The 25352-nt window shown below is 39.5% G+C and carries 21 protein-coding genes; 12 read left to right on the top strand and 9 right to left on the bottom strand.

The features are described from left to right. Positions 1 to 63: 63 nt before the first annotated feature. Both Q4600_RS10860 and Q4600_RS10855 read left to right on the top strand, forming a co-directional pair. Complete coding sequence (locus tag Q4600_RS10860) at positions 64 to 2541, top strand: marine proteobacterial sortase target protein (RefSeq protein WP_303516193.1); 2478 nt, start codon at positions 64 to 66, stop codon at positions 2539 to 2541. Continuing rightward, entirely contained in the window at positions 2528 to 3139 is a 612-nt protein-coding gene (locus Q4600_RS10855) for a class GN sortase (protein WP_303516190.1), read from the top strand. Before Q4600_RS10860 ends, Q4600_RS10855 begins: the two co-directional genes overlap by 14 nt. On the opposite strand, the gene Q4600_RS10850 is transcribed toward Q4600_RS10855, so the two are convergent. Continuing rightward, positions 3131 to 4156 (bottom strand): GGDEF domain-containing protein, encoded by a 1026-nt coding sequence (locus Q4600_RS10850; RefSeq protein ID WP_102529307.1) that lies wholly within the window; start codon positions 4154 to 4156, stop codon positions 3131 to 3133. The two genes, Q4600_RS10855 and Q4600_RS10850, sit on opposite strands and share 9 nt — an antisense overlap. Before the next feature lie 145 nt (positions 4157 to 4301). Further along, positions 4302 to 5189, bottom strand: a complete 888-nt coding sequence (locus tag Q4600_RS10845) for a hypothetical protein (RefSeq protein WP_102529308.1) — start codon at positions 5187 to 5189, stop codon at positions 4302 to 4304. Positions 5190 to 5713: 524 nt separating this feature from the next. On the opposite strand from Q4600_RS10845, the gene Q4600_RS10840 reads away from it, so the two are divergent. Beyond that, complete coding sequence (locus tag Q4600_RS10840; protein WP_303516185.1) at positions 5714 to 6565, top strand: LysR family transcriptional regulator; 852 nt, start codon at positions 5714 to 5716, stop codon at positions 6563 to 6565. Positions 6566 to 6629: 64 nt separating this feature from the next. Here the strand turns inward: Q4600_RS10840 and Q4600_RS10835 are convergent, their stop codons facing one another. Further along, the gene (locus tag Q4600_RS10835) at positions 6630 to 7004 is read right to left on the bottom strand and encodes a diacylglycerol kinase (RefSeq protein ID WP_102529310.1); all 375 of its coding nucleotides are present in this window, start codon (positions 7002 to 7004) and stop codon (positions 6630 to 6632) included. 272 nt (positions 7005 to 7276) lie between these two features. Between Q4600_RS10835 and Q4600_RS10830 the strand changes: the two genes are divergently transcribed. Beyond that, the gene (locus Q4600_RS10830) at positions 7277 to 8113 is read left to right on the top strand and encodes a DNA ligase (protein WP_303516180.1); all 837 of its coding nucleotides are present in this window, start codon (positions 7277 to 7279) and stop codon (positions 8111 to 8113) included. Between the two features lie 130 nt (positions 8114 to 8243). Further along, complete coding sequence (locus tag Q4600_RS10825; RefSeq protein ID WP_303516276.1) at positions 8244 to 8720, top strand: low molecular weight protein-tyrosine-phosphatase; 477 nt, start codon at positions 8244 to 8246, stop codon at positions 8718 to 8720. 79 nt (positions 8721 to 8799) lie between these two features. On the opposite strand, the gene ylqF is transcribed toward Q4600_RS10825, so the two are convergent. Next, complete coding sequence (ylqF, locus tag Q4600_RS10820; protein ID WP_229370387.1) at positions 8800 to 9744, bottom strand: ribosome biogenesis GTPase YlqF; 945 nt, start codon at positions 9742 to 9744, stop codon at positions 8800 to 8802. A gap of 119 nt (positions 9745 to 9863) precedes the next feature. Beyond that, positions 9864 to 10703: an isopenicillin N synthase family oxygenase gene (locus tag Q4600_RS10815; RefSeq protein ID WP_229370384.1), complete on the bottom strand. Its 840-nt coding sequence runs from the start codon at positions 10701 to 10703 to the stop codon at positions 9864 to 9866. A 182-nt stretch (positions 10704 to 10885) separates the two neighbouring features. On the opposite strand from Q4600_RS10815, the gene Q4600_RS10810 reads away from it, so the two are divergent. After that, positions 10886 to 11809: a bifunctional methionine sulfoxide reductase B/A protein gene (locus Q4600_RS10810; protein ID WP_102529314.1), complete on the top strand. Its 924-nt coding sequence runs from the start codon at positions 10886 to 10888 to the stop codon at positions 11807 to 11809. Positions 11810 to 11918: 109 nt separating this feature from the next. Here Q4600_RS10810 and Q4600_RS10805 read toward each other — a convergent pair whose 3' ends face one another. Together Q4600_RS10805 and rne are read right to left on the bottom strand one after the other, a co-directional pair. Then, a complete protein-coding gene (locus Q4600_RS10805; protein ID WP_102529315.1) occupies positions 11919 to 13478 on the bottom strand; it encodes a SulP family inorganic anion transporter in 1560 nt (519 codons plus the stop codon). Between the two features lie 190 nt (positions 13479 to 13668). Further along, positions 13669 to 16878 carry a ribonuclease E gene (gene rne, locus Q4600_RS10800; RefSeq protein WP_303516173.1) on the bottom strand — a complete coding sequence of 1070 codons (3210 nt, stop codon included), beginning with the start codon at positions 16876 to 16878 and terminating at the stop codon, positions 13669 to 13671. 607 nt (positions 16879 to 17485) lie between these two features. Between rne and rluC the strand changes: the two genes are divergently transcribed. Both rluC and Q4600_RS10790 read left to right on the top strand, forming a co-directional pair. Then, positions 17486 to 18442, top strand: a complete 957-nt coding sequence (gene rluC, locus Q4600_RS10795) for a 23S rRNA pseudouridine(955/2504/2580) synthase RluC (protein WP_229370376.1) — start codon at positions 17486 to 17488, stop codon at positions 18440 to 18442. Further along, positions 18439 to 19095 (top strand): HAD-IA family hydrolase, encoded by a 657-nt coding sequence (locus Q4600_RS10790; protein ID WP_102528690.1) that lies wholly within the window; start codon positions 18439 to 18441, stop codon positions 19093 to 19095. Before rluC ends, Q4600_RS10790 begins: the two co-directional genes overlap by 4 nt. 142 nt (positions 19096 to 19237) lie before the next feature. Here Q4600_RS10790 and Q4600_RS10785 read toward each other — a convergent pair whose 3' ends face one another. Together Q4600_RS10785 and Q4600_RS10780 are read right to left on the bottom strand one after the other, a co-directional pair. Continuing rightward, entirely contained in the window at positions 19238 to 20464 is a 1227-nt protein-coding gene (locus tag Q4600_RS10785; protein ID WP_303524394.1) for a hypothetical protein, read from the bottom strand. Positions 20465 to 21577: 1113 nt separating this feature from the next. Continuing rightward, positions 21578 to 22264 carry a nucleoside triphosphate pyrophosphatase gene (locus tag Q4600_RS10780; protein WP_303516166.1) on the bottom strand — a complete coding sequence of 229 codons (687 nt, stop codon included), beginning with the start codon at positions 22262 to 22264 and terminating at the stop codon, positions 21578 to 21580. 240 nt (positions 22265 to 22504) lie between these two features. Between Q4600_RS10780 and yceD the strand changes: the two genes are divergently transcribed. Genes yceD through Q4600_RS10760 form a run of 4 tightly spaced genes read left to right on the top strand, consistent with a single transcriptional unit; the run spans position 22505 to position 25230 of the window. After that, positions 22505 to 23029: a 23S rRNA accumulation protein YceD gene (yceD, locus tag Q4600_RS10775; RefSeq protein WP_102528693.1), complete on the top strand. Its 525-nt coding sequence runs from the start codon at positions 22505 to 22507 to the stop codon at positions 23027 to 23029. 17 nt (positions 23030 to 23046) lie between these two features. Further along, positions 23047 to 23217 carry a 50S ribosomal protein L32 gene (rpmF, locus tag Q4600_RS10770; protein ID WP_011496728.1) on the top strand — a complete coding sequence of 57 codons (171 nt, stop codon included), beginning with the start codon at positions 23047 to 23049 and terminating at the stop codon, positions 23215 to 23217. A 15-nt stretch (positions 23218 to 23232) separates the two neighbouring features. Next, the gene (plsX, locus tag Q4600_RS10765) at positions 23233 to 24261 is read left to right on the top strand and encodes a phosphate acyltransferase PlsX (protein WP_303516162.1); all 1029 of its coding nucleotides are present in this window, start codon (positions 23233 to 23235) and stop codon (positions 24259 to 24261) included. A gap of 9 nt (positions 24262 to 24270) precedes the next feature. Next, a complete protein-coding gene (locus Q4600_RS10760) occupies positions 24271 to 25230 on the top strand; it encodes a beta-ketoacyl-ACP synthase III (RefSeq protein WP_102528695.1) in 960 nt (319 codons plus the stop codon). The last annotated feature ends 122 nt before the right edge of the window (positions 25231 to 25352 follow it).

The following is a 25352-nucleotide window of genomic DNA, read 5'->3' as shown; positions in this document are numbered from 1 at the left end:
GTGAAACCTTGCTGAATTGGCAGCGTTTCATCGAAGGGAGTACCGAGTTCAAGGAGAGAAACGATGAAAAGGTTAACCCGTTATAGAAACAGGAAAATACCTATAATTAGCAATACCACCAACAAGCTTGATCTAGCAGCCTATGGCTGTTCAGGCCTAATTCTGTTGGCATTGATGGTTTTGAATGTGTTGTTTCCAGTGCATGCTATGGGATCATCAGATCGCAGAAATACTGGCTCTGAGCATAAAGGAAATGACTTATCCGAAGTGACCCAAGGAATATTGCGTTATCAGGTTAATGGTCAGCAATTTGAAAGTTTACCTTTAAAAACTGATGTCAGGATGAAAGTCTCTGGCTGGACAAATAGGGTGAGTGTTAAGCAAACCTTCACAAACCAATCTAGTGATTGGATTAATGGTAGTTATATTTTCCCGTTATCGTCTAATAGTGCGGTTGATCAAATGCGCCTCATTATCGGCGAGCGGGTTATTGAAGGCGATATTCAACCTAAAAAGCAAGCTAAAGCCACATTTGAAAAAGCAAAAGCTCAGGGGAAAAGAGCCAGTCTCGTATCACAGCAACGCGCTAATATATTTACCACAGAAGTCGCTAATCTTGGGCCGAAGGAAACATTAACGGTTGAAATTAGTTATCAAGAAAAACTGCGCTATAGAGACGGTGAGTTTAGCTTACGATTTCCGATGACGATTAACCCTAGATATAAGCCAGGAACTTCGGCGGTTGATGGCGAGACTGTTAATCATAAGCCATTAAATGGGGTGACTGTAACGTCTGAATTATCGCAACAATCGTATGAATCTTTATCGCCAACATTGCCGTCATCACTGTTAAGTTTTTCACCTGAATTTTTATTGTACCCAGAGGCAGACGATCGAAGTGAGATTGATTACGAGCCGGATGATAAAAACTCAGACGGGGTAACGGTCAACTTACTAGTGGAATTAGAAGCAGGCTTTAATGTTGCAGATATCAACAGTCCATACCAAGAGATTAAAAAGGTTGGTGCAGGGGATAAATGGCAAATATCGCTTGTGGGGCAACAAAAAGCCAATAAAGATTTTGTGCTGACCTGGCGAGCCCAGGCTAATGAAAGCTTATCGCCGCTGACAGCAGTGTTTACTCAGCAAGGTCAGACTCATGAAGTCGTTAATCAACAGAGTAAAGAACATAGTAATAAAAATAGTAATAAAAAGAGTAATGAGCATATTGATAACAAGGCAAAGCTTAATCAAGTGGAATATGGTTTAGTCATGCTGACACCTCCAACAGCGTCAAATCAAAACCAATCTGTTCAAAGGGACCCAAATACAAACGATAACATCAGTAAACATCACGTGCCACGAGAGTTAATTTTAGTGATTGATACTTCAGGCTCAATGTCAGGCGGCTCTTTAGAACAGGCCAAACAAGCGATGCTTTATGCGCTTGCAGGATTAACCAGCCAAGATAAATTCAATGTGATTGAGTTTAATCACGCGACGAGTCAGTTATCTGAACAATCATTAGTAGGCTCAAGTAGCAATATCGGCAAAGCTAATCAGTTTGTCCGTCAACTTGAAGCCAATGGTGGGACTGAAATCAGTAAAGCCTTATCAGTGTCTTTGACTCACGCTGCAAATCAAGCTGGAAATCACGAGGATGAATTTAATCGCGCACAAGAGCATTCAACGTTGTTAAGGCAAGTTATTTTTATCACTGATGGTGCGGTGAGTAATGAGCATGGCTTGTTTCAGCAAATTGAAGCTGAATTAGGCGACAGCAGGTTATTCACTGTAGGGATCGGTTCGGCGCCTAATTCATACTTTATGGAACGTGCAGCTATGTTTGGGCGCGGTACTTATACATACATTGGTAAAACGTCTGAAGTAAAAAGCAAAATTTCGCAATTACTCGCTAAAATCGAGAAACCAGTGAGTACAGATATTAAGTTAACTTATCAAGATGGCACAGTACCTGATTATTGGCCTGCTCAGATCCCCGATTTATATCAAGATGAACCATTATTAGTGAGTTATAAATCGCCTTCATATAACCAACAAAATTTAATTGTTTCAGGTTATAGCCAAGGACAATATTGGCAACATCAGATAAACCGTAATGCACCCAAACAAGCAGCGGGTCTGGATTTAATCTGGGCAAATGCGCAAATTGATGCCATTGAAGCCACCCAAAGTCGCAGCAACTTACAGCGAGTGAAAAAGCAAGTGGAGGCATTGGGAATGAAATATCATTTAGTCACATCGCAAACAAGCCTAGTTGCGGTTGATAAAACACCTGTGAACCCTATGGCCGAATTTAATCGCAATCAACAGGTGAAAAGACATATGCCTGATGGCTGGAAAAGACCTCAAGGTGTTTTGCCTCAAACAGCAACATCTAGTCGGCTAAACATTTTAATCGGGCTAAGCCTACTTATCATTGCTTTGCTACATGGCCTGTGGCTAAAAGGTTTGTTACCCGCGCAGCGACTCATTTTGCCCAAAAATAACGAGCAAGGCGGGTCTTATGATGTCATTTAAATGGGTTATTCCGAGTTGTGTGGCATTGATAGGAGTGAGTTTTTTATCGCAAGGAGCGTATATGCAAATTAAAGCTAATTTTGCTCAATATTTGATTGAGCAGGCATGGAGTAAAACCTTAGAAGATCAATTACCGCATAAACCTTGGAGCTGGGCAGATACACACCCTGTGGCTAAGTTAAAATTATACGCAGATAAAGAAACTGACTTATATCCAATAGGCCAGCCAATGTTTGTTCTCGCGGGGGCTTCAGGGCGAAACTTAGCATTTGGCCCAAGCTTAGTATTAAGTGGCGCTGGAGTGGGTGAGCAAGGTAATACCATTATTGCAGGGCATAGAGATACTCATTTTTTACCACTGCAACAAGTGAAAAAAGGGGACATTGTTGAGCTTGAAACATCATACGGAATGCAGCAGAACTACTTAATCACGCATATTGATATCGTTCACGAAACACAAACTGAGGTACTTAATATGACAACGGATAACCAGTTAACTTTAATAACGTGTTATCCGTTTGAAGATTTATCTGCTAACAGCGATTATCGCTATGTGGTGACGGCCAAGAAAGTAAACAGTGGTCATCGTTTAATTTGAAATGGGCATCACTCTATTACGACCTAATCGTTTTGCTTCGTATAACAACTTGTCAGCACTTTCAATCAGCTGACTGGTTGTTTGTTTTTCTTTCCATTCACTGACGCCGAATGAAGCAGTAATATTATCAATACGTGTTTCGCTGCGTCGGTCTTTGACGCTCAGTTTTTCTATAGAGCGGCGCATGGCTTCAGCCAGTTGTCTTGCAATGCGTTGTTTGCTGTTAGGCAATAAAATTGCAAACTCTTCGCCACCAAATCGGTAAAGTTTAACCCCATCACGACAAGACTCCTGTAACCGTTTAGATACTACTTTGAGGACTAAATCCCCCAGCTGGTGGCCGAAGGTGTCATTGAATTGTTTGAAATGGTCAATATCGGCGATGATCAAACAAGCCCCTGACGGAGATTGACTGATAAGGGCATTAATATCTTCGTTAAATGCACGGCGGTTTAATGCTTCAGTTAATGCATCAAATAAAACATCTTTTTCAGATTCAGCTAGGCGTTGTTTGAGGGTATTTATCTCTGATTGTGCTTTGTCCAATTGCTGGGTAAAACTAACGGTACTTGAATGTATATTTGCTGACTCACTGACGATATTGCGAACGACCTTGATAACTTGTTCAAGTGAAAAGCCTTTGCTTTCAAGTTCGCTTAACTTACTAAATTCCTTTTCGATTTTTGATTGAAAATTGTTGGTGTCATGATTAGTGTCTTTTAAGGATTGAGACAGCTCGCAAACCATTGCATCAAGGTTTTGTCTCATATCACGCACATCTAGCTCAACGGGATCTGAAATGTGTTCTCGGTAAAGTAATTCGCTGGAAACAGGAGAGTATTGCTGGTTTTGTGCAATAGCTGAATCGAGGGCAAGGTTAAGCTTGGGATTGGATTCGGCCACATATGTGTACCAAAGTGCATAATTGGTCGGCGTGGTTGGAATGCTGTGTTTCAACATTAAAGGAACGGCTTTTTTTAAATTTAAAGCGGCAGATTTTAGTAGATCAGTTGACATGCAATTCCTCAATACCAGTTGAGGTCACTTTGCAAACTATCAAAAGAAAAGAGGCATAATTTTAATGAATGTTGATGCTTGAAAGTGACTTAATTATTAATCTTCAACGTTATATAAGCACCTTTATTAAGGTGCTTTTTGAACATTAGAATGAATAGGATACGGCAAACATGGGGCCAGTAAAACTATAATTTATATTGTAATCTAAAGTTCTAAATTCTTTATCCAAGATACTACGAGAACGCTCAATATCAACGTCAACATCGTAATAATTATACGCCAAAGATAAGTGGAAGTTTTCACAGATCATGGCACTAACACCTGCTCGAATATCGACTAATGAACCTTTAAAATTATCATACTTAATAGCAAAGTATTGTGCATGAGCACTAAACTGCCAACCTGGGTAAAATTCGTACATGCCGAATAAACCAATATTTGGTAAAGGTGCTGTTAACGCGTTATCAACAACTTTAGGCGTAAATGAGACGGTATCACACAAGCTATTTGGCTCGCTAGTTTCGCCACAGAGGCTAATGTCGCCTTCAAATATGGTTTCTACAAACATAGTATGCAAACCAATTGAGCCGCCTACAGTATAATCATTGCCTTCCCAAATATCATATCCGTAACCAATTCTTAAAATATCGATATTTAATGTGGTCGATAATTTAGCACTGCCGTCAATGACATAGCTTTGATCATTATCACCGAACTCAGGGATTTCGATATCAAAACCTAACTGTGGGGTATCGGCATTACGGTGTAATGACTTCCAATCGACATAAATGTGGTGGCGTTCTTTGAAGCTATATTGGAATTCAAAAAAAGGTAGGAATTGATCTTCGGTTAACAGCAAGTCATCCTCAAAATCGAGCAAATAATAATTACCCGTATCTTTAGCACTTTTCACTAGCATCGTTGAATCTGAGCTAGCGTAAAATGCACCAAGGGTAAATTTGTATTCGTCAGCTTTAACATGGCCAGTAGTACAAACCACAGCTAAAAGTCCTAAAGAGGCTCGCTTAAACATTTTATCTCCGCACTTAATATGAACTCATTGTGAGTTAGACGTGCTTTTTATTTTTATTTTATAATCAGGGTTATATCTTTTTGCGTACTAATACTAGCACTATGTAACTAAATGTGAAGACTTTGTTGGTTAAAATGTGCTGAAAAGTGATCCTAGATCAAAGTTTAGAAGTATCGACAAACATCGGGCTAAAGCTAAATATTTGTATGATAAATTTAAGTGCCTGTTTTAAAAACTTTAAATTGAGTTTTATGGTGAGGCTTGGCTTGGTTTAATGAATCTTTAAAATGAAGTGTTCAGTGTGTTTAAGGGAACATTAATGGAATATTTACTGATTATTTTATGGAATTTACAGTCAGTATTTTGACTAAGTGTTAAAAATTTGTAATTGAGAGGGTTTGTCAATTTTTTGCTGATTTGATATTACGTCTACAAGTGTTAAAGCTAATTACTCTTTGCCATAATTTTGCTATAAAGCGATATTAAAATAACCTCGTACATTCCTGTTTGAGTATTAATCCATTATGGATACTGATTTATTAAAAACGTATTTAGAAGTTTATCGCACCCGTCATTTTGGAAAAGCTGCAGATAATCTATTTTTAACTCGTAGCGCGGTGAGCTTCAGAGTTAAACAGCTTGAGAATATGTTAGGTGTTTCGCTGTTTAATAGAGAGCGAAATAATATTCAGCCCACACCAGCGGGTGAGCGATTACTAGAGCATGCCAATGCCGTGTTAACCGCAGTTGAAAGGGCAAAGCAAGATGTATCATTGTCAGACAGTCAGCTAGTACAACTTAGCCTTGGTATTGGACACAATGTTTGGGATAGCTACTTAAATAAATTGATGCAACCATTATGTTCTGGCTTACAAGACGTGTCTTTAAGAACTGATGTGATAACCACGGCTGTGATGTCAAAACAGTTGTCGGAAAGAACGCTAGATATCGCGCTAAGTTTTGATCCGCTGCGTATCGATGATATCGAAATCACTAAACTACACCGCGTGAATTTAATATTGGTGGCTGACAAGTCTGATTTATCGGTGAATGATATAAGCCAATACCAGTATGTGAAAGTGGATTGGGGTACCGCTTTTAATATCATGCATGCGCAAGAGTTAGCATACTTTCCCATGGCATCTCTACATACCAGTTCTGCGCAAATAGCATTTGATTATCTAATGAGCAATGGCGGTAGTGCTTTTTTGCCTGAAACGATGGTTGAGGAAAAGCTTTTACAATCTGAACTGTTTTTAGTTGAAGGCGTTGAGCCAATGCGCAGACATATTTACGCCGCGCATTGGATTAACAGTGAGCGAATTGATGAAATTGAACAAGCTCTGCTAGTACTAACACATAAAATTTATCGTTGATCTTAGCTGGATCATTTAATTTTTTTAGCTGTCTTTATGACAAGAGAGTGATTCGGACGAATAGTTATAATAAGTAAGCATTAATCAATATTGCGCCCCACGTTATAGCGCACAATGCCAAACTTAAAAATACCGCTGCAGAAGCCACGTCTTTGGCTTGACCACTTAAAGGATGGATTTCATCACCTATTCTATCGACGACCGCTTCGATGGCTGAGTTAAGTAACTCTGTGATAAGTACGATGAACAAAGTCATTATCATTAATATTGATTCGATAAAGCTGACATTGGTGAAAAGTGCAATAGGGAGTAATACCATTGCTAAGATAAGTTCTTGTCTAAATGCAGCTTCATTTTTCCAGGCGCTTGTTAACCCCTGTAATGAAAAGCCAGTCGCTCGGATGATCCGTTTAAAGCCATTATTATTTACCGGTTTCATTTTATGCCTATATCTCATTTTGTTTGTAACGTAGGTAGATTGTTATATCAGCCCTTAACATAGCAAAATATAAAATCTTTACTAAAATCAATTATCTTGAATGCTGTTTAGTGTCAGAGTTGTTGTCTATAGCTGGGGTTAACTATGCTAGCTGTTAACTAGGGTAGGAGCCGACTACTGTTGCTATTCAATATGGTCGCTGTTGTGGCAGCAGTGTATTGATCAAGTCCAATAGGTTTCATTTTCAAATTATTACTAGCAAGGATGCTACTATGCAAAGATATTTACTGTCTATTATATTTCTTCCCATCTATTTATTACTTTCTGTTTCATTGTTTGCAGCTGAAAAGCCTCCCATTCAACTTGCTAGCCGGTTTCAAGATGACATCAAGGTTGAACAATACTTTGTTAGTGAAAAGCTTGATGGTGTAAGAGGCTATTGGAATGGTGAACATCTGTTGTCTCGCTCTGGTAGAAAGATATCAGTGCCTGATTGGTTTGTCGCAGACTTTCCAGCGTCTAAACTGGATGGCGAGTTATGGATTAAACGTAATGATTTTGAATCAGTGTCCGCGCTATCGCGAAGTCAGAGGGTCGATAACCCCTTGTGGCGGCAAGTTAAGTTTATGATTTTTGATATGCCAGAACATAAGGGTGAATTTAGCCAGCGTGTGCAAGACATGGCACAAATAGCGTCACACTCTAAGTACATAAACATGATCCCCCAACAATCATTCTCAACTCACGAAGCGCTATATCAAGAACTTAATCGTGTTATAGCACTTAAAGCTGAAGGCCTGATGCTACATAAAAAATCGGCCTTGTATAAAGTGGGCCGCAGCCAAGATATTGTTAAACTCAAACCTCGCTACGATGCAGAAGCCATTGTCATCGCTTATAACGAAGGTAAGGGAAAATATTCAGGTTTACTAGGCTCTCTCACTGTTGAAATGCCTGATGGAAAACAGTTTAAAATTGGCAGTGGTTTTAGTGATCATCAAAGAGCTAACCCGCCAGCTATTGGCTCTATCATCACTTACCAATATTTAGGGCTGACGAAAAACGGCATTCCACGATTCGCACATTTTTTAAGATTAAGGAATGAATAAATATAGGCTTTTTGATCTAAACCTAGTTAATATTAGGTTCGCTAAATCTACGATTTTTCCAAGCGAAATAAAGGAGTAAGTATTGGAATTCCAATCCCATTCTAAAGCTGATGCGATACAAACGCTAAACTTGAGTCAGGTTAAGTCAGTACTTTTTGTTTGTCTCGGTAATATTTGCCGTTCGCCTAGCGCTGAAGCTGTTTTTCGCCATAAAGTTGCTGAGTTAGGTCTTGAAATTCATATAGATTCAGCAGGAACAGCGGCCTATCATCAAGGAAACCCACCGGATCCTCGTTCAATCAATGCAGGTGAGGCTCGTGGATTAGAGTTCAGTGGTATGAAAGCACGTAAAGTAATAGACCAAGATTTTGAGCAGTTTGACTTAATATTGGCAGCTGATAACACTAATATGGATGATTTAATCATTCGCTGTCCTTCTCAATACCAACATAAATTGAGGTTGATTTTATCCTTTGCAGCAGATGACGTTAACGGTGTAATGGAAGTGCCCGATCCCTATTACGGCGGCGAGAATGGTTTTGAAGTGGTTTTAGATTTGTTGGATGCAAGTTTAGTTGCGTTGGCAAAGCGGATTAAATCGGCATAATCTCTCTAATTTAACAAATAAAGACTTATCATGTGATAAGCCTTTATTTGTTCTATCGTAACGTAAAAACTAATTAGGGTTAACCATTTTGATGACGTTTACCTGAACGTTTTAATTTTTCTTGTTCAATTTTTTGCTGTTTAATGGCTTCTTTTTCTGCCATCACTCGCGCTACTTCAGCTTTTTCAATCTCAGCCATTTCAGGGGTTTCTAAGGTCAATAAGCCTGTTTTTCCTGAGCGGAATTCATGGAGTAGTAATTCAGATGCTTTGTGTAAATCAATACGACCGCCTGGTCTTAATGCACCGCGTTTACGGCCAATTTCTTCGAGTAATTCAATATCGGTTTCAGGCAGTGACTTGAGTTTATATCGCTCACAAATCTCTTCAGGGTAAGCGTGAAGAAAATACTCTGCAGCGAACATGGCGACATCTTCATATTCCATTGCAGTATCTTTAATCGCACCTGTGACAGCTAAACGATAACTACTTGATTCGTTATCAACCTTTGGCCATAAAATACCAGGAGTGTCAGACAGTACGATGCCATTTTTTAAATTGATACGTTGTTGACGCTTGGTGACAGCGGGTTCGTTACCTGTTTTTGCGAGAGTGCGACCCGCAAGGGTATTAATAATAGTGGACTTACCGACATTCGGGATCCCCATAATCATGGTACGAATATCTTTTTCAAGTTTGTCGCGAGAAGGAACTAACTTACGACAAATATCAGGAATGCTTTTAACTTGACCTGGTTGAAGTGTGGTTATCGCAGTTGCTTTTACACCTTGTTCACGCTCTAGGTATTCAATCCAGCGTGCGGTCACTTTAGGATCGGCTAGGTCAGATTTATTGAGTAGTTTAATACATGGCTTATCGCCCCTTAAGGTTGAAACCATAGGGTTTTCACTACTATATGGAATACGCGCATCTAATACTTCGATGACAAGATCGACTTGAGGCATTGCCTCTTCAATCTCTTTTCGAGCTTTGTGCATGTGTCCTGGGTACCATTGAATTGCCATGTGTTTGCCTTTTTTAAAACCACTACTAACAAAGGGGGCATATTCTACCTTGTTATGCCGTTAAATGATAAAAAAAAGCGCCATTTGGCGCTTTAAACTTATTGGAAATACTCAAGAACTTAAATAACGCCAAGCTCTCGTAGTCTTTCCATTAAGTAGCTATCTGCTGTGTAGCGCTCAGATAACACCACTTCTGGGTTGGGATGTAAAAACAGTGGTAACGAAATACGCGATTTGGTCTTATCTGTTCCTTCAGGGTTAATGACTCGATGTGACGTTGATGGATAATAACCACCAGATGCTTCTTGAAGCATATCACCGATATTAATAATGATATTACCAAAATCACTGGGTACATCTATCCAATTATCATCTTTGGTTTGTACTTGAAGGCCTGGCTCGTTAGCTGCGGGTAGTACAGTAATTAAGTTAATATCTTCATGTGCTGCTGCGCGAATTGCGCCTAGTTCTTCATCGCCAGCCATTGGTGGGTAGTGCAGAACACGTAATAATGTTTTTTCGCTTTCAGCTATCATGGCTGGCAGCGGAATTGAAAATTTTGCAGCTACCTCAGCAGGTGCATACTCTTCAATCCAACCTAATAATTCCGCAGCTAATTCATTAGCATGTTTATAGTAAGCCAGAATGTTGGCTTTTAATGATTCAGGAATGCGGCCCCAAGGGTAAACGTGAAAATATTCTTTGATATCTTTTACGCTATGGCCTTTGGCCGTTTCAGAAATTGAGGCTGGGAAAAACCCATCCTGTGTTTCTGGTTTGAATAAAAAATCATTTTTTTGTTCAGACTGGAAAAACTCATACCATTCTTTATAGATGGTTTCGACGAGTTCTTTACTGATTGGGTGATTGGATAATACACCAAACCCTGTTTCTCTTAATGACTCAACAAACTGCTTTGCACAGCCCTCTGAGCGGTAATCAATTGTTTCTAATTTCATGTTTTCTACTTATTGTTTTATTTGACCCAATGTGATTTTAACCTCCGTCACACTTTGTCGCAATTTTTTGATCTAAAAAGCGGTCTTATAAGTCGAAATAGTGATCTTTATTCGGCATACTGCCATCTGTTTAACTATTGCTTTAAAGTGAGAAGGCTAAGATTGAAGTTAGGACGATGCAAATGAATGAATTAACTGAGTTTGAAAAGTATGTCATTGAGCAGAAAGGAACTGAACGTCCATTTAGTGGAGAATACGTCAATCATGAAGCTGAAGGTTTATATCTGTGTAAAAAATGCTTAGCGCCTTTATATAAAAGCGAACATAAATTTAATGCTTTTTGTGGCTGGCCTGCATTTGATGATGAAATACATGGTGCAATCAAGCGTACTGTAGATGCAGATGGCCAACGCACAGAAATTACTTGCTATGAATGTGGCGGTCATCTTGGTCATGTGTTTAAAGGTGAAATGCTCACCGGTAAGAATATGCGTCATTGTGTCAACTCTATTTCAATGGTTTTTAAAAGTTACGATGAAATAGAAGCAGAGAAATCTAAAGCGGCCAAATCGATGCAAATGGCCACATTTGGTGCAGGTTGCTTTTGGTGTATAGAGGCCGTTTTCCAAAGGCTCGACGGGGTTGAGAGTGTTTATTCTGGTTATAGTGGCGGCACAACAGAAGATGCACATTATGATGCGGTATGCAGTGGTATTACAGGTCATGCCGAAGTCATACAAGTGACATTTAATCCAGCTGTGATTAGTTACAACACCTTACTGTCGGTATTTTTTGCGATTCATGATCCTACCACTTTGAATCAACAAGGTAATGATAAAGGTCCACAATACCGTTCGGTGATATTTACTCATAATGCTGAGCAAGTCGATCAAGCGACAATTGCAATTAGTAAATTGATACAGCAGGGGATTTGGCCAAAACCTATTGTGACTGAAGTTTCTATGTACGAAACTTTTTATCATGCAGAAAACTTTCATGATGACTATTTTGCTAAAAATGCAGAACAACCTTATTGCCAACTACTTATCAAGCCCAAGTTTGAACAGGCGATGAGACAATTTGAGGCATTACTAAAGAAAGATTAGTCTAGTTGATGTAAGAAATACCTACGTTGACAAAGCGGTAACCCAATAAAAAAGCGAACTATCTAGTTCGCTTTTTTGTTGATGGAATAACATCACTTATTGATTCGGATTAAGAATCCAGTGCATCATCTGCCACTTTGTAATGTGGATCTTCAATCACATTAACTTCAACTAAATCACGTGCCTTATGGAGTAAATCTTTACAGTCTGGACTTAAGTGTCGTAAGTGTAACTTTTTACCTGCTGCAACATATCGTTCAGCTAACGTATCAATAGCATCAAGTGCTGAATGATCAGCAACGCGTGAATTTTGGAAATCTACAATGATATCTTCAGGATCATTAGTTGCATCGAAAAGATCTAAGAAGTTAGATACAGAGCCAAAGAACAATGGGCCATTTAACTTGTAAACTTTCCAGCCATTGGCATCTGTATTAGTTTCAACGTTGATGTGTTTTGCGTGTTCCCATGCAAACACGAGTGCTGAAACAATAACACCAACAAAAACAGCAAATGCCAAATCGGTAAATACGGTCACAGCAGTGACTAAGACGATAACGAATGCATCATGCTTTGGTACTTTGCCCATGACTTTAAAACTAGCCCATTCAAATGTCCCGAGAACCACAATGAACATTACACCGACTAGCGCGGCTAGGGGGATAATTTCAATGAATGCTGAGCCAAATAAGATAAAGGCAAGTAGTGCTAAAGCTGCTGTTATGCCAGATAAACGACCACGACCACCTGAGTTGATATTAATGATTGATTGACCAATCATTGCACACCCACCCATAGCGCCGAAGAAGCCACTGGTAATATTCCCCACACCTTGACCAACACATTCTTTGTTACTTTTACCACGACTATTGGTCATTTCATCAATAACGGTAAGGGTTAACAGTGATTCAATTAAACCAATTGCAGCAAGAATAAATGCATACGGAAGGATAATAAATAGGGTATCTAGAGTAAATGGCACACTTGGAATGGCAAAACTAGGCAAGGTGCCTGCAATGGTTGCATGCTCATCACCACTCATGGTTTTTAAGAAATCGAGTACATTACGCGTATCCAAATCTAAACCAACTACGATTGCGGTAACCGTTAAAATCGCGACTAATGAAGACGGAATCGCAGTGGTTAATTTTGGTAAAAAGTGGATGATCGCCATCGTTAAAGCGACTAAGCCGAGCATAATCATTAATGGCTCTTGTGCCAACCAGATCATGTTTCCTGCGGCATCTTTGACTTTAAATTGTCCAAGCTGGGCAAGGAAAATAACAATAGCGAGACCGTTTACAAAGCCAATCATCACAGGATAAGGAACAATGCGTATAAATTTACCGAGCTTGAATATACCTGCGGATATCTGAATTATCCCCGCTAGCACCACCGCTGCAAATAAATACTGTACTCCATGCTCAACAACAAGCGATACCATGACAACTGCCATAGCGCCGGTTGCGCCAGAAATCATGCCTGGGCGCCCGCCAATAACAGCAGTAATAATACCCATGATAAAGGCTGCGTATAAACCGACCATAGGTTCAACTTGAGCGACAAATGCAAAAGCAACAGCCTCTGGTATAAGTGCTAGTGCAACAGTCAATCCAGATAAAATATCTGCTTTGCTACTGCTTGTTTTGTGACGAAGTAGATCGAACATTTAGCCCCTGAAAACAATTGATGTGTTTGATAATAAAAGTGTGCGTATGTTAACAAAATTTAATGCTGCGCTAAACCTGAAATTAATCTTAATTGATTATAAATAGAATAATTCATTAAATTGTAAATATAAAAAAACCACGCTAATTAGCGTGGTTTTTAAATGAGTCTTTTAGACTGAACTTAAATCATTAAGCTTTTGTCGTATCAGACGAAGCACTATTTGCCATTCTAGACTTAGATGCTTCAGCATCAGGTTGTGATTTTTCATATTCACGACCTTTAGGGACAGCTTGCTGAGTACGAGCTTCAGAAACAGGTTTAGTTGTATCTGACATCACCATAGAACCAAAGCGACTAGCGGCAGCAGGTTTTTTAGCTGGCGCTTCAACTTTCGCGGCAGATGCTGTTGGTGTAGCAACAACTTTGCGTTGAATAGCCGCAGGCTTAGCCATAGGTGCAGAAGCGATTGAATTATCTTTAGCTGGTGCTTTTAGCGATTCAACTTTAACGTCTTCAGTTACAGGCTCTTGAGCAATAGGCGCTTCAGTTTTAACTTCTTCAACTACAGGCTCTTGAGCAATAGGCGCTTCAGTTTTAACTTCTTCAGCTACAGGCTTTTGAGCAATAGGCGCTTCAGTTTTAACTTCTTCAGCTACAGGCTCTTGAGCAACAGGCGCTTCAGTTTTAACTTCTTCAACTGCAGGCTCTTGAGCAACAGGCGCTTCAACTTTAACTCCTTCAACAACTGGTGTTGTTTCAACAGCAGGAGCCTCAGTTTTAACTTCAACTGCTGCTTCAGCTTGTTCTGCATCGAGTTGTTTTTCTAGTTCATCAACTGGAGTAAATACAGCTGTTGCTGGCGCAGTTTCATCTTCATCACGACGGCGACGTTGACCCGCTGCACGCAAATGACGAGGGCTACGACGGCTACGACGCTGACCTTGTTTCTCATCACTGTCTTCAGCATTATCTTCAGATGTAACAACAGGCGCTTCTGCTGATGCTTCTGCTGATGCTTCAGCTGGGGCAGCTACAGGCGCTGAACTTGTTGCTTCAACCGTGGTTTCGACAACTGCAGAGTCAACTTTCACTTCAGAATCAGTTTTTTCAGTTTTGATAACTTGAGCATCTTTTGCTGATTCAGATGTTACCGCTTCAACTGATTCAGACTTAACTTGCTCAGTTTTTGCTGTGTTATCTTTTCTTGGACGACGAGTACGAGCCGGTTTAGCTGCTTGTTCTGTCGCAACAGGCTTAGCTGTTTCAACTGAAGCAGTAGTTTCAGTTGTGGCAACGTCATTTAACTTAGCTTCATTTTGTTCGTTTTCAATTCGAACTTTACGGCGCATGTTACGACGTTGACGACGTTCTCTGGCAGCTTCCTGCTTAGGTGATTTCTCGCCTTCAGCACGTGGCTTATCTGCAACAGGTTTATTTGTATTAACTTTAGGGTCATTCTTAGTCGGACGTTTATCAGCTTGCTCTTTGTTAGCAACATCTCTGTCAGACTTCTTGTTACGACCTTTGTTGTCTCTGCCTTTGTTATCAGCATCGTTACGGTTATCGCTGCGGTTGTCATTACGATTGCGACGATTGTCAGTGCGACGTGAATCATTGCGACGGTTACGACGGTTGTTTTGACCATCTTTACGATTTTTGTCTGATGGCTTAGATTCAGTTTTTGCAGGCTCATCTGATGAGAATAGTTTGCTAATCGCTGAAACCATTTTAGCGAAGAAACCAGGCTCTGATGCAGTAGCTTCAACTTTAGCAGGCTGTTCAACAGTCGGTTTTGGCGCTACATTTTTTGGCGTACCAAAACCTTTAATAGCTGGCTGTTGTGCTTCTGCACGTTCTAGTTTACGTGGTTCGTACAACTTAGCTTCAGGTTTTTCTACACGCTTATAGCTTGACTCAACGACTTCATCATCGCTTCTTAAACGTGATACGCGGTAGTCAGGTGTTGTCATGTGCGAATCTGGGATTACGTACACTTCAACATTGTGACGTTCTTCAGTGATGCGAATTGCTTTACGCTTTTCGTTCAATAAGAATGCAGCAACATCAACAGGTACAACAGCTTCGATTTGCGAGGTGTTTTCTTTAATCGCTTCTTCTTCCATTAAGCGAAGGATAGAAAGAGCTAAAGATTCAGTACTACGAATCGTACCTTGGCCATGACAGCGAGGACATAAATGACCTGCAGATTCACCAAGAGAAGGGCGTAGACGTTGGCGTGACATTTCCATCAAACCAAAACGAGAAATACGACCTAATTGCACACGAGCACGGTCTAAATGAACCGCATCACGCATTCTGTTTTCAACTTCACGTTGGTGTCTAACTGGTGTCATATCGATGAAATCGATAACCACTAAACCACCTAGGTCACGTAAACGTAATTGACGTGCAATTTCATCTGCGGCTTCAAGGTTAGTGTTTAATGCTGTTTCTTCAATATCTCCGCCTTTTGTAGCACGTGCAGAGTTAATATCGATAGACGTTAATGCTTCAGTCGGGTCAATAACAATTGAACCGCCAGAAGGCAAACGTACTTCACGTTGGAAAGCAGACTCAATTTGAGACTCAATTTGGAAGTGAGTGAATAGCGGTACTTCAGATTCGTAACGCTTAACACGTTCAACGAAATCAGGGCGAACAAGGCCAATATGCTGTTTCGCTTCTTCAAAAATGCGTGGGTGATCAATTAAGATTTCACCAACATCACGGCGTAAGTAATCACGGATTGCGCGAACAATTACGTTACTTTCTTGGTGAATAAGGAATGGTGCAGGCTTGCTTTGAGCAGCTTCCTGAATGGCATCCCAATGATGTTGAAGAACTTTAAGATCCCATTTTAGTTCAGCAGCGTCTTTACCAACACCAGCTGTACGTACAATAAGACCCATACCGTTAGGTACAGATAACTCAGACATTGCTGCTTTAAGCTCAGTACGCTCATCACCTTCGATGCGACGAGAAATACCGCCAGCACGTGGGTTATTAGGCATTAACACTAAGTAAGAACCAGCAAGAGAGATAAACGTTGTTAAGGCGGCGCCTTTATTACCACGTTCTTCTTTGTCGATTTGTACGATAACTTCTTGGCCTTCAGATACCACTTCTTTGATATTTGGGCGACCTTGGAAAGAGTATCCTTTAGGGAAGTATTCGCGTGCGATTTCTTTAAGCGGAAGGAAACCGTGACGATCAGCGCCGTAATCAACAAACGCAGCTTCTAAAGAAGGTTCTACGCGAGTGATGGTGCCTTTATAGATATTTGATTTTTTTTGTTCATGGCCTGGGCTTTCGATATCCAGATCATACAATTGTTGCCCATCTACTAGGGCAACGCGCAACTCTTCCGATTGAGTTGCATTTATTAACATACGTTTCATGATGACTTAATTCTTCTAATAAGGTCATCAAACAAAGACTTATCGTTGCATTACGGGCCTAAAATTATTATTCACAAAGCCTCACGGCTGGTTTTTAGGCAAGTTAGGTGCGCATTGCTGTAAGACGCATTCGCTGCGTGTCGCATCCTATTTATGGCTTATTTTTTAATGATTACAAAAACAAGGAATTCGTTGTTAATACGCAACCAACCCCATAAATTTTAAAATTTCTTATCCGGTAATGCCCAAGTCGAATCGGTCTGTTTGATAACAAGCTAAAATTTGTTCGAATTTGGGGGTGCAATGTTTCAGGAAAACTTTTTAAATAATGATGAAACAGACGGTTTAACTGTAAAAGCAATTCTTATTGCTTTGTGATGTTTACAGTCTGCAAATCAATGATTTGCGACCTGCCGTGCTCATGAATTCTACTGAAAAAACACCATAATAAATTGAGGTTGTGAACAATTTATTCACTGTTTATCCTCAATCACTGCGCAAATATAGCAATAAACAATTTAGACAGCAATCAAAACAACGAATTCTTATTATCCCATCAAGGTAAAACTTAGGGTACAATGTGCGCCGTAATTACTATAGGCGCATCATGAATACAGAAACTCCCACAAAAGTTCAGTTGGTCACCATTGATGAAGATCATTTTGAGCAACGCATTGATAATTTTCTTCTCACCAAATTAAAAGGTGTTCCTAAAAGCATGATTTATAGAATCGTGCGAAAAGGAGAGGTGCGTGTAAATAAGAAAAGGATAAAACCTGAGTATAAATTACAAATTGATGATGTGGTGCGTATTCCGCCAGTGAGAATGGCTGAAAAAGATCATCGTACAGCCCCTTCAGCTAAATTATCGAAAGTGACTCAGTTAGAAGCACGTATTATTCATGAAGATAATCATCTTATCGTATTGAATAAACCTGCGGGAATTGCTGTTCACGGTGGCAGTGGTGTTGATTTTGGTGTGATTGAAGGCCTTCGTTCATTACGACCACAACAAAAGTTTTTAGAGTTGGTTCATCGATTAGATAAAGACACATCAGGTGTGTTACTTATTGCTAAGAAACGCAGCGCATTAAAACATTTACACGATCAACTGCGTAAGAAAACGATGCAGAAAGATTATATGGCTTTGGTTCGCGGTGATTGGCAAGCTAAAGATAAAGTCATTAAAGCGTCGTTACTTAAAATCACTCTTAAATCTGGTGAGCGAATAGTCAGAGTAAACCCTGAAGGTAAAGCATCTGAAACCCGTTATAAGATTATGCAGCGTTACCAAGGCTGCACATTAGTTAAAGCGAGTCCAGTAACAGGTCGAACTCACCAAATTCGAGTACATTGTCAATATGCAGGTCATGCAATTGCCTGTGATGATAAGTACAGTGAGAAGAAGTTTGATGATGCTATGCGTGACAAAGGTTTAAATCGTTTATTTTTGCATGCGGCTGAACTTAAGTTTATACATCCTGAAAATGATGAAGTGACGACAGTAAAAGCGCCATTAGATGATGTTTTATTAGCAACCTTAGAGAAGTTAAAGCGCGCATGAACCCAAATCAGACAAAACAGTATCAGTTAGTCATCTTTGATTGGGATGGCACATTAATGGATTCAATCGGTAAAATAGTTGATTGCATGCAATGTGTGGCGAAAGAATTAAGTTTAGTTGTTCCTTCAGAGCAACAAGTCCGCGATATTATCGGTTTGTCTATTTTACCTGCGATGGAAAAGTTGTTTCCTCACAATGCTGATATGTACGACGAACTTTTGGAAGCTTACAAAAACTACTACTTAAACATTAATGTGACGCCTTCGCCTTTGTTTGACGGTATTGAGAATGTGTTATCTCAAATTCAAGCAGCAGGGCACACGTTAGCCATTGCTACCGGTAAACGCAGAGCAGGTCTTGATAGAATGTTGTCTGAAACGGGTTTAGGTAAATATTTTGTGGCTACTCGTTCTGCTGATGAAGCTGAGTCTAAACCTCACCCTTCGATGATCACATCTTTACTTGATGAGTTAGATATCAATGCTGAACAGGCAGTGATGATTGGTGATTCAAAGCTTGATATTGCAATGGCAAATAATGCGGGTGTGAGTAGCATTGCGGTCACTTATGGTGCACATAGCTTAGAAGATTTATTAAGTCAGAGTCCAACAGCAACAGTCAATAAGCCGACTGATATATTATTGCATCTTTAGCTCGTAGAGTTATCTTGTACGATTTGGCTACTTGTTTCAGTTTATAAAAAATAGTCTCGAATCATAACTAGTTATTGCCTTAAGAATTAATCATAAAAAAGCCGATGAATCATTCACCGGCTTTTTTGTATCTAAGTGTTAATTAACCTAGTGGGTAGATAACTTGCACTTTCAGTTTTAGATCACAAGAACCTACAGTGTTCCAGTCTACAGCTAGTGGATCGAATGATTGGCCATCAGCTCCATAAACAGGTGTGAACCAGTCAAAGCTTTTCAGTACTGACTTATGTAAATCAGCGGTTACTTGTATACGTGCACCAGCATTACGTGGTCCCATATCTGGTGAGCCTTTCTTAACATTAGAACGAGTATCATACTCATAGTAATGCACTTCACCACTGCCGTTGGTGATTAAGTTTTTACAAGTATTATTCTTGGTAATAAATAAGTCGATGTAGTATTCACCGTCATCTTCTAAACTCATACCAGGACCAAATGTAGCTGAACTCGCTATTGGCGTGCCATTTTCCATACGATGAGTAGTGAAAGTAGAAGCACCTTTGAAGTTAGAATAACTATTCAGCTTATAAGATTTGCCATCGTCTGGGAATTCATGGGTGATAAATTCACGATTTTCTTGGCCACAAGCCGTTTTAAGTGTTTTAACACCTTCGCCTTCAGCAGCTTCTTTCCATTCATAGAAAGTATTTTGTTTACCCATACGAGTTTCTAAGAATGCAGCATTAACAAATGAAGCACCGTCTGCATTGTAATAGAAAGTACCTACATTTGATGCTCCAGTATAACTATCCCAATTTCCATCAGCTGGATGAGTAGGAACCCCTGGCGCACCTGGGTCTGTTGGTTCAACTGGATCAACAGGATCTGTTGGCTCAACAGGTTCTGCTGCAAAGCTATGACAAGTATCACAAGTCATACCGTTATCGTGGCCATCGTTGTGGCATGAAGTACATGTGGACCCTTCATTATGCTCAAAAGGAATTTCAGGCATACCAAATACGCCCACTAAACTCGCTTCTGGTGATTTACCATTATTGACATACGGCGTATCAGGATTCGGGTTTTCATATTCGAAATTGACACCAATGTTGGCACACTGTTGTTGGAATGTGCTAACAAAGCTAGTGGCTTTCTCATCTAACTCTTTGTTGGTATCAGATAGATTTTTGTTATCTTCTGTTAAACCTTTATTAGCCTCATCTAATTGCTGGTTTTGTTGAGTTAATTCAGCAATTTGTACTTCTAGTTCAGGATTAGGATCGATTGTAACAGTATCATCATCGTTACAAGCAGTTAAAGCCAAAACTGAAATACAGACAAGGCTTAATTTAAAAGTTTTTTTCATCATTGTTCCCCTACTAGTTTGTGACTAGCATTTAATATTATTTTTATTTCAACCTACAATTTAAAGCGATGGATAGAATGAGCAGTCTTTACCTTAATAGCTTAATGACGTCCATTTAAATGAATGTCTTGTAAAACACTAGGTGAGACGAACAATCTTTTATTTATACGTTAATAAAACGTTTAACTACGTTCAGCTTTAATATGTTTGAACATCCAAATTTAATTTAGATGTAAATAAAGCAGTGCTCACAAAATCATTTGTGCAATATCGATGCTTTAGTTAACACCTCTGATATTGCAGCTTTAACTTTGATTCATTACTAATTCTATTATCTAGTATTAGTAATGCGGTGATTGCTTCGGTGAGGAATGTAAATGTTTGCAAAGAAATAGTATGTGATGAATGTCAATTTTATTCTTACATGGTAAATGATATTAGTTGCAATGTGATCTAAATGTATATTTAAGTTGTTTTGAGAACTGAACATTAGTTTAGAACAACCTTAAGTTGTTTGGGCTTATTGCTGTGTTTTTGTTTAAGCTGCTGTTATTAATGGCTTGTTAGCTGGCTTTGCATTGGCTGTTTAATTTTTTATTGCAAAGTGGTGCTAAATCGCTAATTAAAGGGGGAAACATTACCATATCGTTTCATTAACTTTTTAGTCTTTTTTTTAATCTGTAATAATGTAAATATATCGTCAAGTTAGAAGGCTTATTTATACGAAATGAAAGAGGTTATATTAATGATGAATATTAAATTGAAAGGTTGAGTGTACTTGGTATTTCATTTTGGAGTAATTCCATCAGTCTGGAATACTTGCCGGGTAACTAATTTTAATTGTTTGCAAGTGGGTTTGTGTATTTATATTGCTGATTGTCACTTTCATTAGCATTAATTGATTTTTGTTTTATTCTATTCTTTGTAATCCTTGCTTCTATTTTTGTAATGATTCTTTTATCTTTGTTGATTAAATGAGTTGGAAGTGAGTTATTCAATAAAGTAGACGCAAAATTATATTGCGCCCGATAATAGTCATTCAGAAATTACCGATTTTAAATTGAACCTTTGATTATTCTTAACAAAGGTTCATATATTTTTTAAAAAACGTGACTTTTACAATACTTGAATATCATGTTTTTTAAGTAACTGAATAAGCTTAATCAGTGGTAAACCAATCAAGGTGTTAGGGTCATCGCCTTCAAGCTTTTCAAATAGAGCGATTCCTAGTCCTTCAGCTTTAAAGCTGCCAGCACAGTATAAAGGTTGTTCTAGTTCAACATAACGGGTAATTTCTGCGAGGGTTAACTCTCTGAAGTGCACGGTGAATGGTTCGATTAAACTGAATGCTTGCAGTGTTTGGCTATGGATAACACTGAGTCCAGTATAAAAAGTGATAGCTTTGCCGGAGGCTTGTTGAAGTTGTTTGATGGCTTTGTCACTGGAGTGGGGTTTACCAACAATTTTGCCATCTATTACTGCCACTTGATCCGAGCCAATTATCACCGCAGGTTGTATTTCGTTTGATCCACTCTTTATATAGCTAATTTTATCGAGTTTAGTCTCTGGATTATTGTTCACATCTTTTTTATGCGTATCGAGATTATTATTAATTGTATTGTAGAGTTTGGCACCTGCTACAGCCTTTGCTTTTGCTAGGCGTAATACTAATGCTTGTGCTGTTTCACCTTTAATGGGGCTTTCGTCGACATTGGGAGATAAACAGTCGAAAGGAAGTTGTAATTTTTCGAGAATTTCTTTGCGATATACTGATGTAGAAGCCAAGATTATTTTGGTATTCATGTTACGTCTTTCATGTATTTAGATAATTACGACTATAATAAGTCAAAATTGCGTTCAAATGCAGTAAATTTAGCCGGATCGCGCTTGTGATCGCAGGCTGTGACAGGTAATATTTCGCTTCGATCAATTTTAATGTTGGCGTTTTAGTAAATTGTTCAATTTGTTTAGTTAAGCAATTAACCGCAATTTGGATAAATTTCCTTTGACTCTAGCGTTTTCAAACTATAATATGCGCGCCTTATGCAAACAGTAAAGATACCAGTATCAATTGATCCTATTCGAACTGCAGCCAGCGGTCTTCGTTATGAAGGTGTTGTGCCCGGCAAACAGAATAAGCGATTAAATGAGTTATGTGCTGGCGATTGTTCCGATGTGACAGTGTCGCTAGAATGTGGCGTCGATATTCAGGGGATAGTCTACCTTAGCGGGAAGGCTGTGACGGAGCTCACTCTGCTATGTCAACGTTGTATGACACCATATACCACAGAGGTTACGGTCGACTTCTCCTTTGGTCTTTGTAAGACACAAGAAGAAATCGATGAGCTCCCGGATGCGTATGAGCCGATTGAGTGCAATGAAATTGGTGAAGTTCGTCTGCATCAGTTGATCGAAGATGAATTGATAATCGCTATGCCAATTATTCCTATGCATCAGAATGTTGATTGCAACTTAGGAACAAAAGACATAGTTGTAGGCGAAATCGAGCCCTCTCAAGAGGAGCGTCCAAATCCGTTTGCAGTGTTAGAAAAACTGAAGAGCAAGTAATCTAGGAGACAAGTCAAATGGCTGTACAACAGAATAAAAAATCACGTTCAAAGCGCGGCATGCGCCGTTCACACGATGCATTGAGCACAGCTCAATTATCTGTAGACGCTACTAGCGGTGAATTACATCTACGTCACAACGTGACTGCTGATGGCTTTTACCGCGGAAAAAAGGTTATCAACAAGTAATTTGTTGCTAATCTTATGACGGATCTGACGCTCGCGTTAGATGTGATGGGGGGCGATAATGGCCCCCTCGTCACAGTGCCTGCAGCCTTGCAGGCACTGAAATTCAATTCTCAACTATCCATTATTCTTGTCGGTAATCAAACCGAAATAGATCCTTTCCTAGTTGATATTGATAGTGTTATTCGTGCACGTATTCAAATTATTCATACCACTGAAGTTATCACCATGTGTGATAGACCTATCCAAGCTATTCGTTCGCGCAAACAAAGTTCAATGCGTTTGGCGTTAGAATTAGTTAAAGATGGTAAAGCCCAAGCGTGCGTTAGTGCCGGTAATACTGGTGCATTAATGGCATTGGCCAAAATTTTACTTAAAACGCTTCCTGGGGTTGATAGGCCCGCTTTAGTGAGTTGCTTACCTGCAGTAACAGGTAAACCTGTTTATTTATTAGATCTTGGCGCAAATGTTTCCTGTGACTCTGAAACGTTATTTCAGTTTGCAGTCATGGGATCAGTGTTATGTGAAGCAGTCCATAAACGCGCAAGACCAAAAGTTGCATTACTGAACGTCGGCATCGAAGACGTGAAGGGCAACGATCAAGTCCAGCAAGCTGCTCAGTATTTATTGGATACTGAACAAGTCAATTACACCGGTTTTATTGAGGGTGATGAAATATTCACCGGAACGGTTGATGTCATTGTTTGTGATGGCTTTGTTGGCAATATCACGTTAAAAACATCAGAAGGCATTGCTAAGCTGTTAGTCCACCAATTAAAACGTGGCTTAACGCAAGGTTTGTTCGTTCGGATGTTGTCTAAACTCCTCGCTCCACGTATACAATCAGTGCTCAGTAAGATGAACCCCGACCACTACAATGGCGCAAGTCTGATAGGATTGCGCGGAATAGTAGTAAAGAGTCATGGAAACGCTGATGAAGCGGCTTACTTACAAGCAATCAATTTAGCTGCTACAGAAGCAAAACGTCGTCTTCCGGAAATGATTAAAGATCGTTTGGAGACGATTCTTTTAGACATCAATAGCTGATCTCATTATATGCAAACAAAAATTCTCGGAACTGGTAGTTATCTGCCGGTGCAAGTTCGTAGTAATCACGATTTAGAAAAAATGGTCGACACTTCAGATCAATGGATTGTGGAGCGTACAGGTATTTCTGAACGACGTATTGCAGCAAAAGACGAAACTGTTACTACATTAGGTTATCAAGCCGCTTTAAAAGCGCTAGAAATGGCAGGGATTGAAGCCAGTGAACTAGACATGATTGTCTGTGGTACCACAAGTGCTAGCAATGCTTTTCCTGCTGCAGCCTGTGAAATTCAAAAGTTACTCGGCATTCATACTATTCCTGCGTTTGATATTGCAGCAGCGTGCTCAGGTTTTGTTTATGCATTATCTATTGCAGACCAGTTTGTAAAAACAGGAGCCGCTAAAAAAGTATTGGTTATCGGCGCAGATGTATTATCACGTTTGTGCGATCCTGAAGATCGTACTACTGTCATATTATTTGGCGATGGTGCTGGTGCAGCCGTGATTGGTGCAAGTGAGCAACCAGGTATTATTTCGACTCATATTTATGCTGATGGCCGTCAAGGTGATTTATTAAAATGTTCTTTCCCGCCAAGAGCTGCAGAATCATCAGAAGCCGTTAGTTTTATGACTATGAAAGGTAATGATGTTTTCAAGTTTGCAGTCACTCAGCTTTCGCATGTTGTGACTGAAACATTACGTATTAATAATATTGATAAATCAGAAATTGATTGGTTAGTGCCTCATCAAGCAAACTTTAGAATTATTAAAGCTACAGCTAAGAAACTGGATATGAGCTTAGATAAAGTGGTATTGACGTTAGCTAAGCATGGTAATACTTCAGCTGCATCGGTTCCGATTGCTCTGGATGAAGCCGTCAGAGATGGCCGCATTCAACGTGGTCAATTAATCTTGCTAGAAGCGTTTGGCGGCGGTTTTGCATGGGGCAGTGCGTTAGTTAGGTTTTGATTTAACCAGCTGGTTAGATTCTAGATTTATCGTTAAAACGTCAGTAAGATAATTAATATTTTGAATAGAGACTCATTCATTAACTGTTCTAATATTACTTGTCAGTAAAGTTAGCGCTTTAT

It is taken from the genome of Shewanella sp. 2_MG-2023 (genome assembly GCF_030548905.1).
In the GTDB taxonomy this organism is placed as follows: Bacteria; Pseudomonadota; Gammaproteobacteria; order Enterobacterales; family Shewanellaceae; genus Shewanella; species Shewanella electrodiphila.
Note: the sequence above shows the minus strand (reverse complement) of the source record. Positions and strands in the feature narration are given on the sequence as shown.

What these genes read in the sequence shown, in the direction of transcription:
- Q4600_RS10850 (WP_102529307.1), bottom strand. Translation starts at nt 4,156, where the DNA reads ATGTCAACTGATCTACTAAAATCTGCCGCTTTAAATTTAAAAAAAGCC.
- rluC (WP_229370376.1), top strand. Translation starts at nt 17,486, where the DNA reads ATGAATACAGAAACTCCCACAAAAGTTCAGTTGGTCACCATTGATGAA.
- rpmF (WP_011496728.1), top strand. Translation starts at nt 23,047, where the DNA reads ATGGCTGTACAACAGAATAAAAAATCACGTTCAAAGCGCGGCATGCGC.
- Q4600_RS10835 (WP_102529310.1), bottom strand. Translation starts at nt 7,004, where the DNA reads ATGAAACCGGTAAATAATAATGGCTTTAAACGGATCATCCGAGCGACT.
- plsX (WP_303516162.1), top strand. Translation starts at nt 23,233, where the DNA reads ATGACGGATCTGACGCTCGCGTTAGATGTGATGGGGGGCGATAATGGC.
- ylqF (WP_229370387.1), bottom strand. Translation starts at nt 9,744, where the DNA reads ATGGCAATTCAATGGTACCCAGGACACATGCACAAAGCTCGAAAAGAG.
- yceD (WP_102528693.1), top strand. Translation starts at nt 22,505, where the DNA reads ATGCAAACAGTAAAGATACCAGTATCAATTGATCCTATTCGAACTGCA.
- Q4600_RS10760 (WP_102528695.1), top strand. Translation starts at nt 24,271, where the DNA reads ATGCAAACAAAAATTCTCGGAACTGGTAGTTATCTGCCGGTGCAAGTT.
- Q4600_RS10785 (WP_303524394.1), bottom strand. Translation starts at nt 20,464, where the DNA reads ATGATGAAAAAAACTTTTAAATTAAGCCTTGTCTGTATTTCAGTTTTG.
- Q4600_RS10840 (WP_303516185.1), top strand. Translation starts at nt 5,714, where the DNA reads ATGGATACTGATTTATTAAAAACGTATTTAGAAGTTTATCGCACCCGT.
- Q4600_RS10805 (WP_102529315.1), bottom strand. Translation starts at nt 13,478, where the DNA reads ATGTTCGATCTACTTCGTCACAAAACAAGCAGTAGCAAAGCAGATATT.
- rne (WP_303516173.1), bottom strand. Translation starts at nt 16,878, where the DNA reads ATGAAACGTATGTTAATAAATGCAACTCAATCGGAAGAGTTGCGCGTT.
- Q4600_RS10855 (WP_303516190.1), top strand. Translation starts at nt 2,528, where the DNA reads ATGATGTCATTTAAATGGGTTATTCCGAGTTGTGTGGCATTGATAGGA.
- Q4600_RS10790 (WP_102528690.1), top strand. Translation starts at nt 18,439, where the DNA reads ATGAACCCAAATCAGACAAAACAGTATCAGTTAGTCATCTTTGATTGG.
- Q4600_RS10860 (WP_303516193.1), top strand. Translation starts at nt 64, where the DNA reads ATGAAAAGGTTAACCCGTTATAGAAACAGGAAAATACCTATAATTAGC.
- Q4600_RS10815 (WP_229370384.1), bottom strand. Translation starts at nt 10,703, where the DNA reads ATGAAATTAGAAACAATTGATTACCGCTCAGAGGGCTGTGCAAAGCAG.
- Q4600_RS10780 (WP_303516166.1), bottom strand. Translation starts at nt 22,264, where the DNA reads ATGAATACCAAAATAATCTTGGCTTCTACATCAGTATATCGCAAAGAA.
- Q4600_RS10845 (WP_102529308.1), bottom strand. Translation starts at nt 5,189, where the DNA reads ATGTTTAAGCGAGCCTCTTTAGGACTTTTAGCTGTGGTTTGTACTACT.
- Q4600_RS10810 (WP_102529314.1), top strand. Translation starts at nt 10,886, where the DNA reads ATGAATGAATTAACTGAGTTTGAAAAGTATGTCATTGAGCAGAAAGGA.
- Q4600_RS10830 (WP_303516180.1), top strand. Translation starts at nt 7,277, where the DNA reads ATGCAAAGATATTTACTGTCTATTATATTTCTTCCCATCTATTTATTA.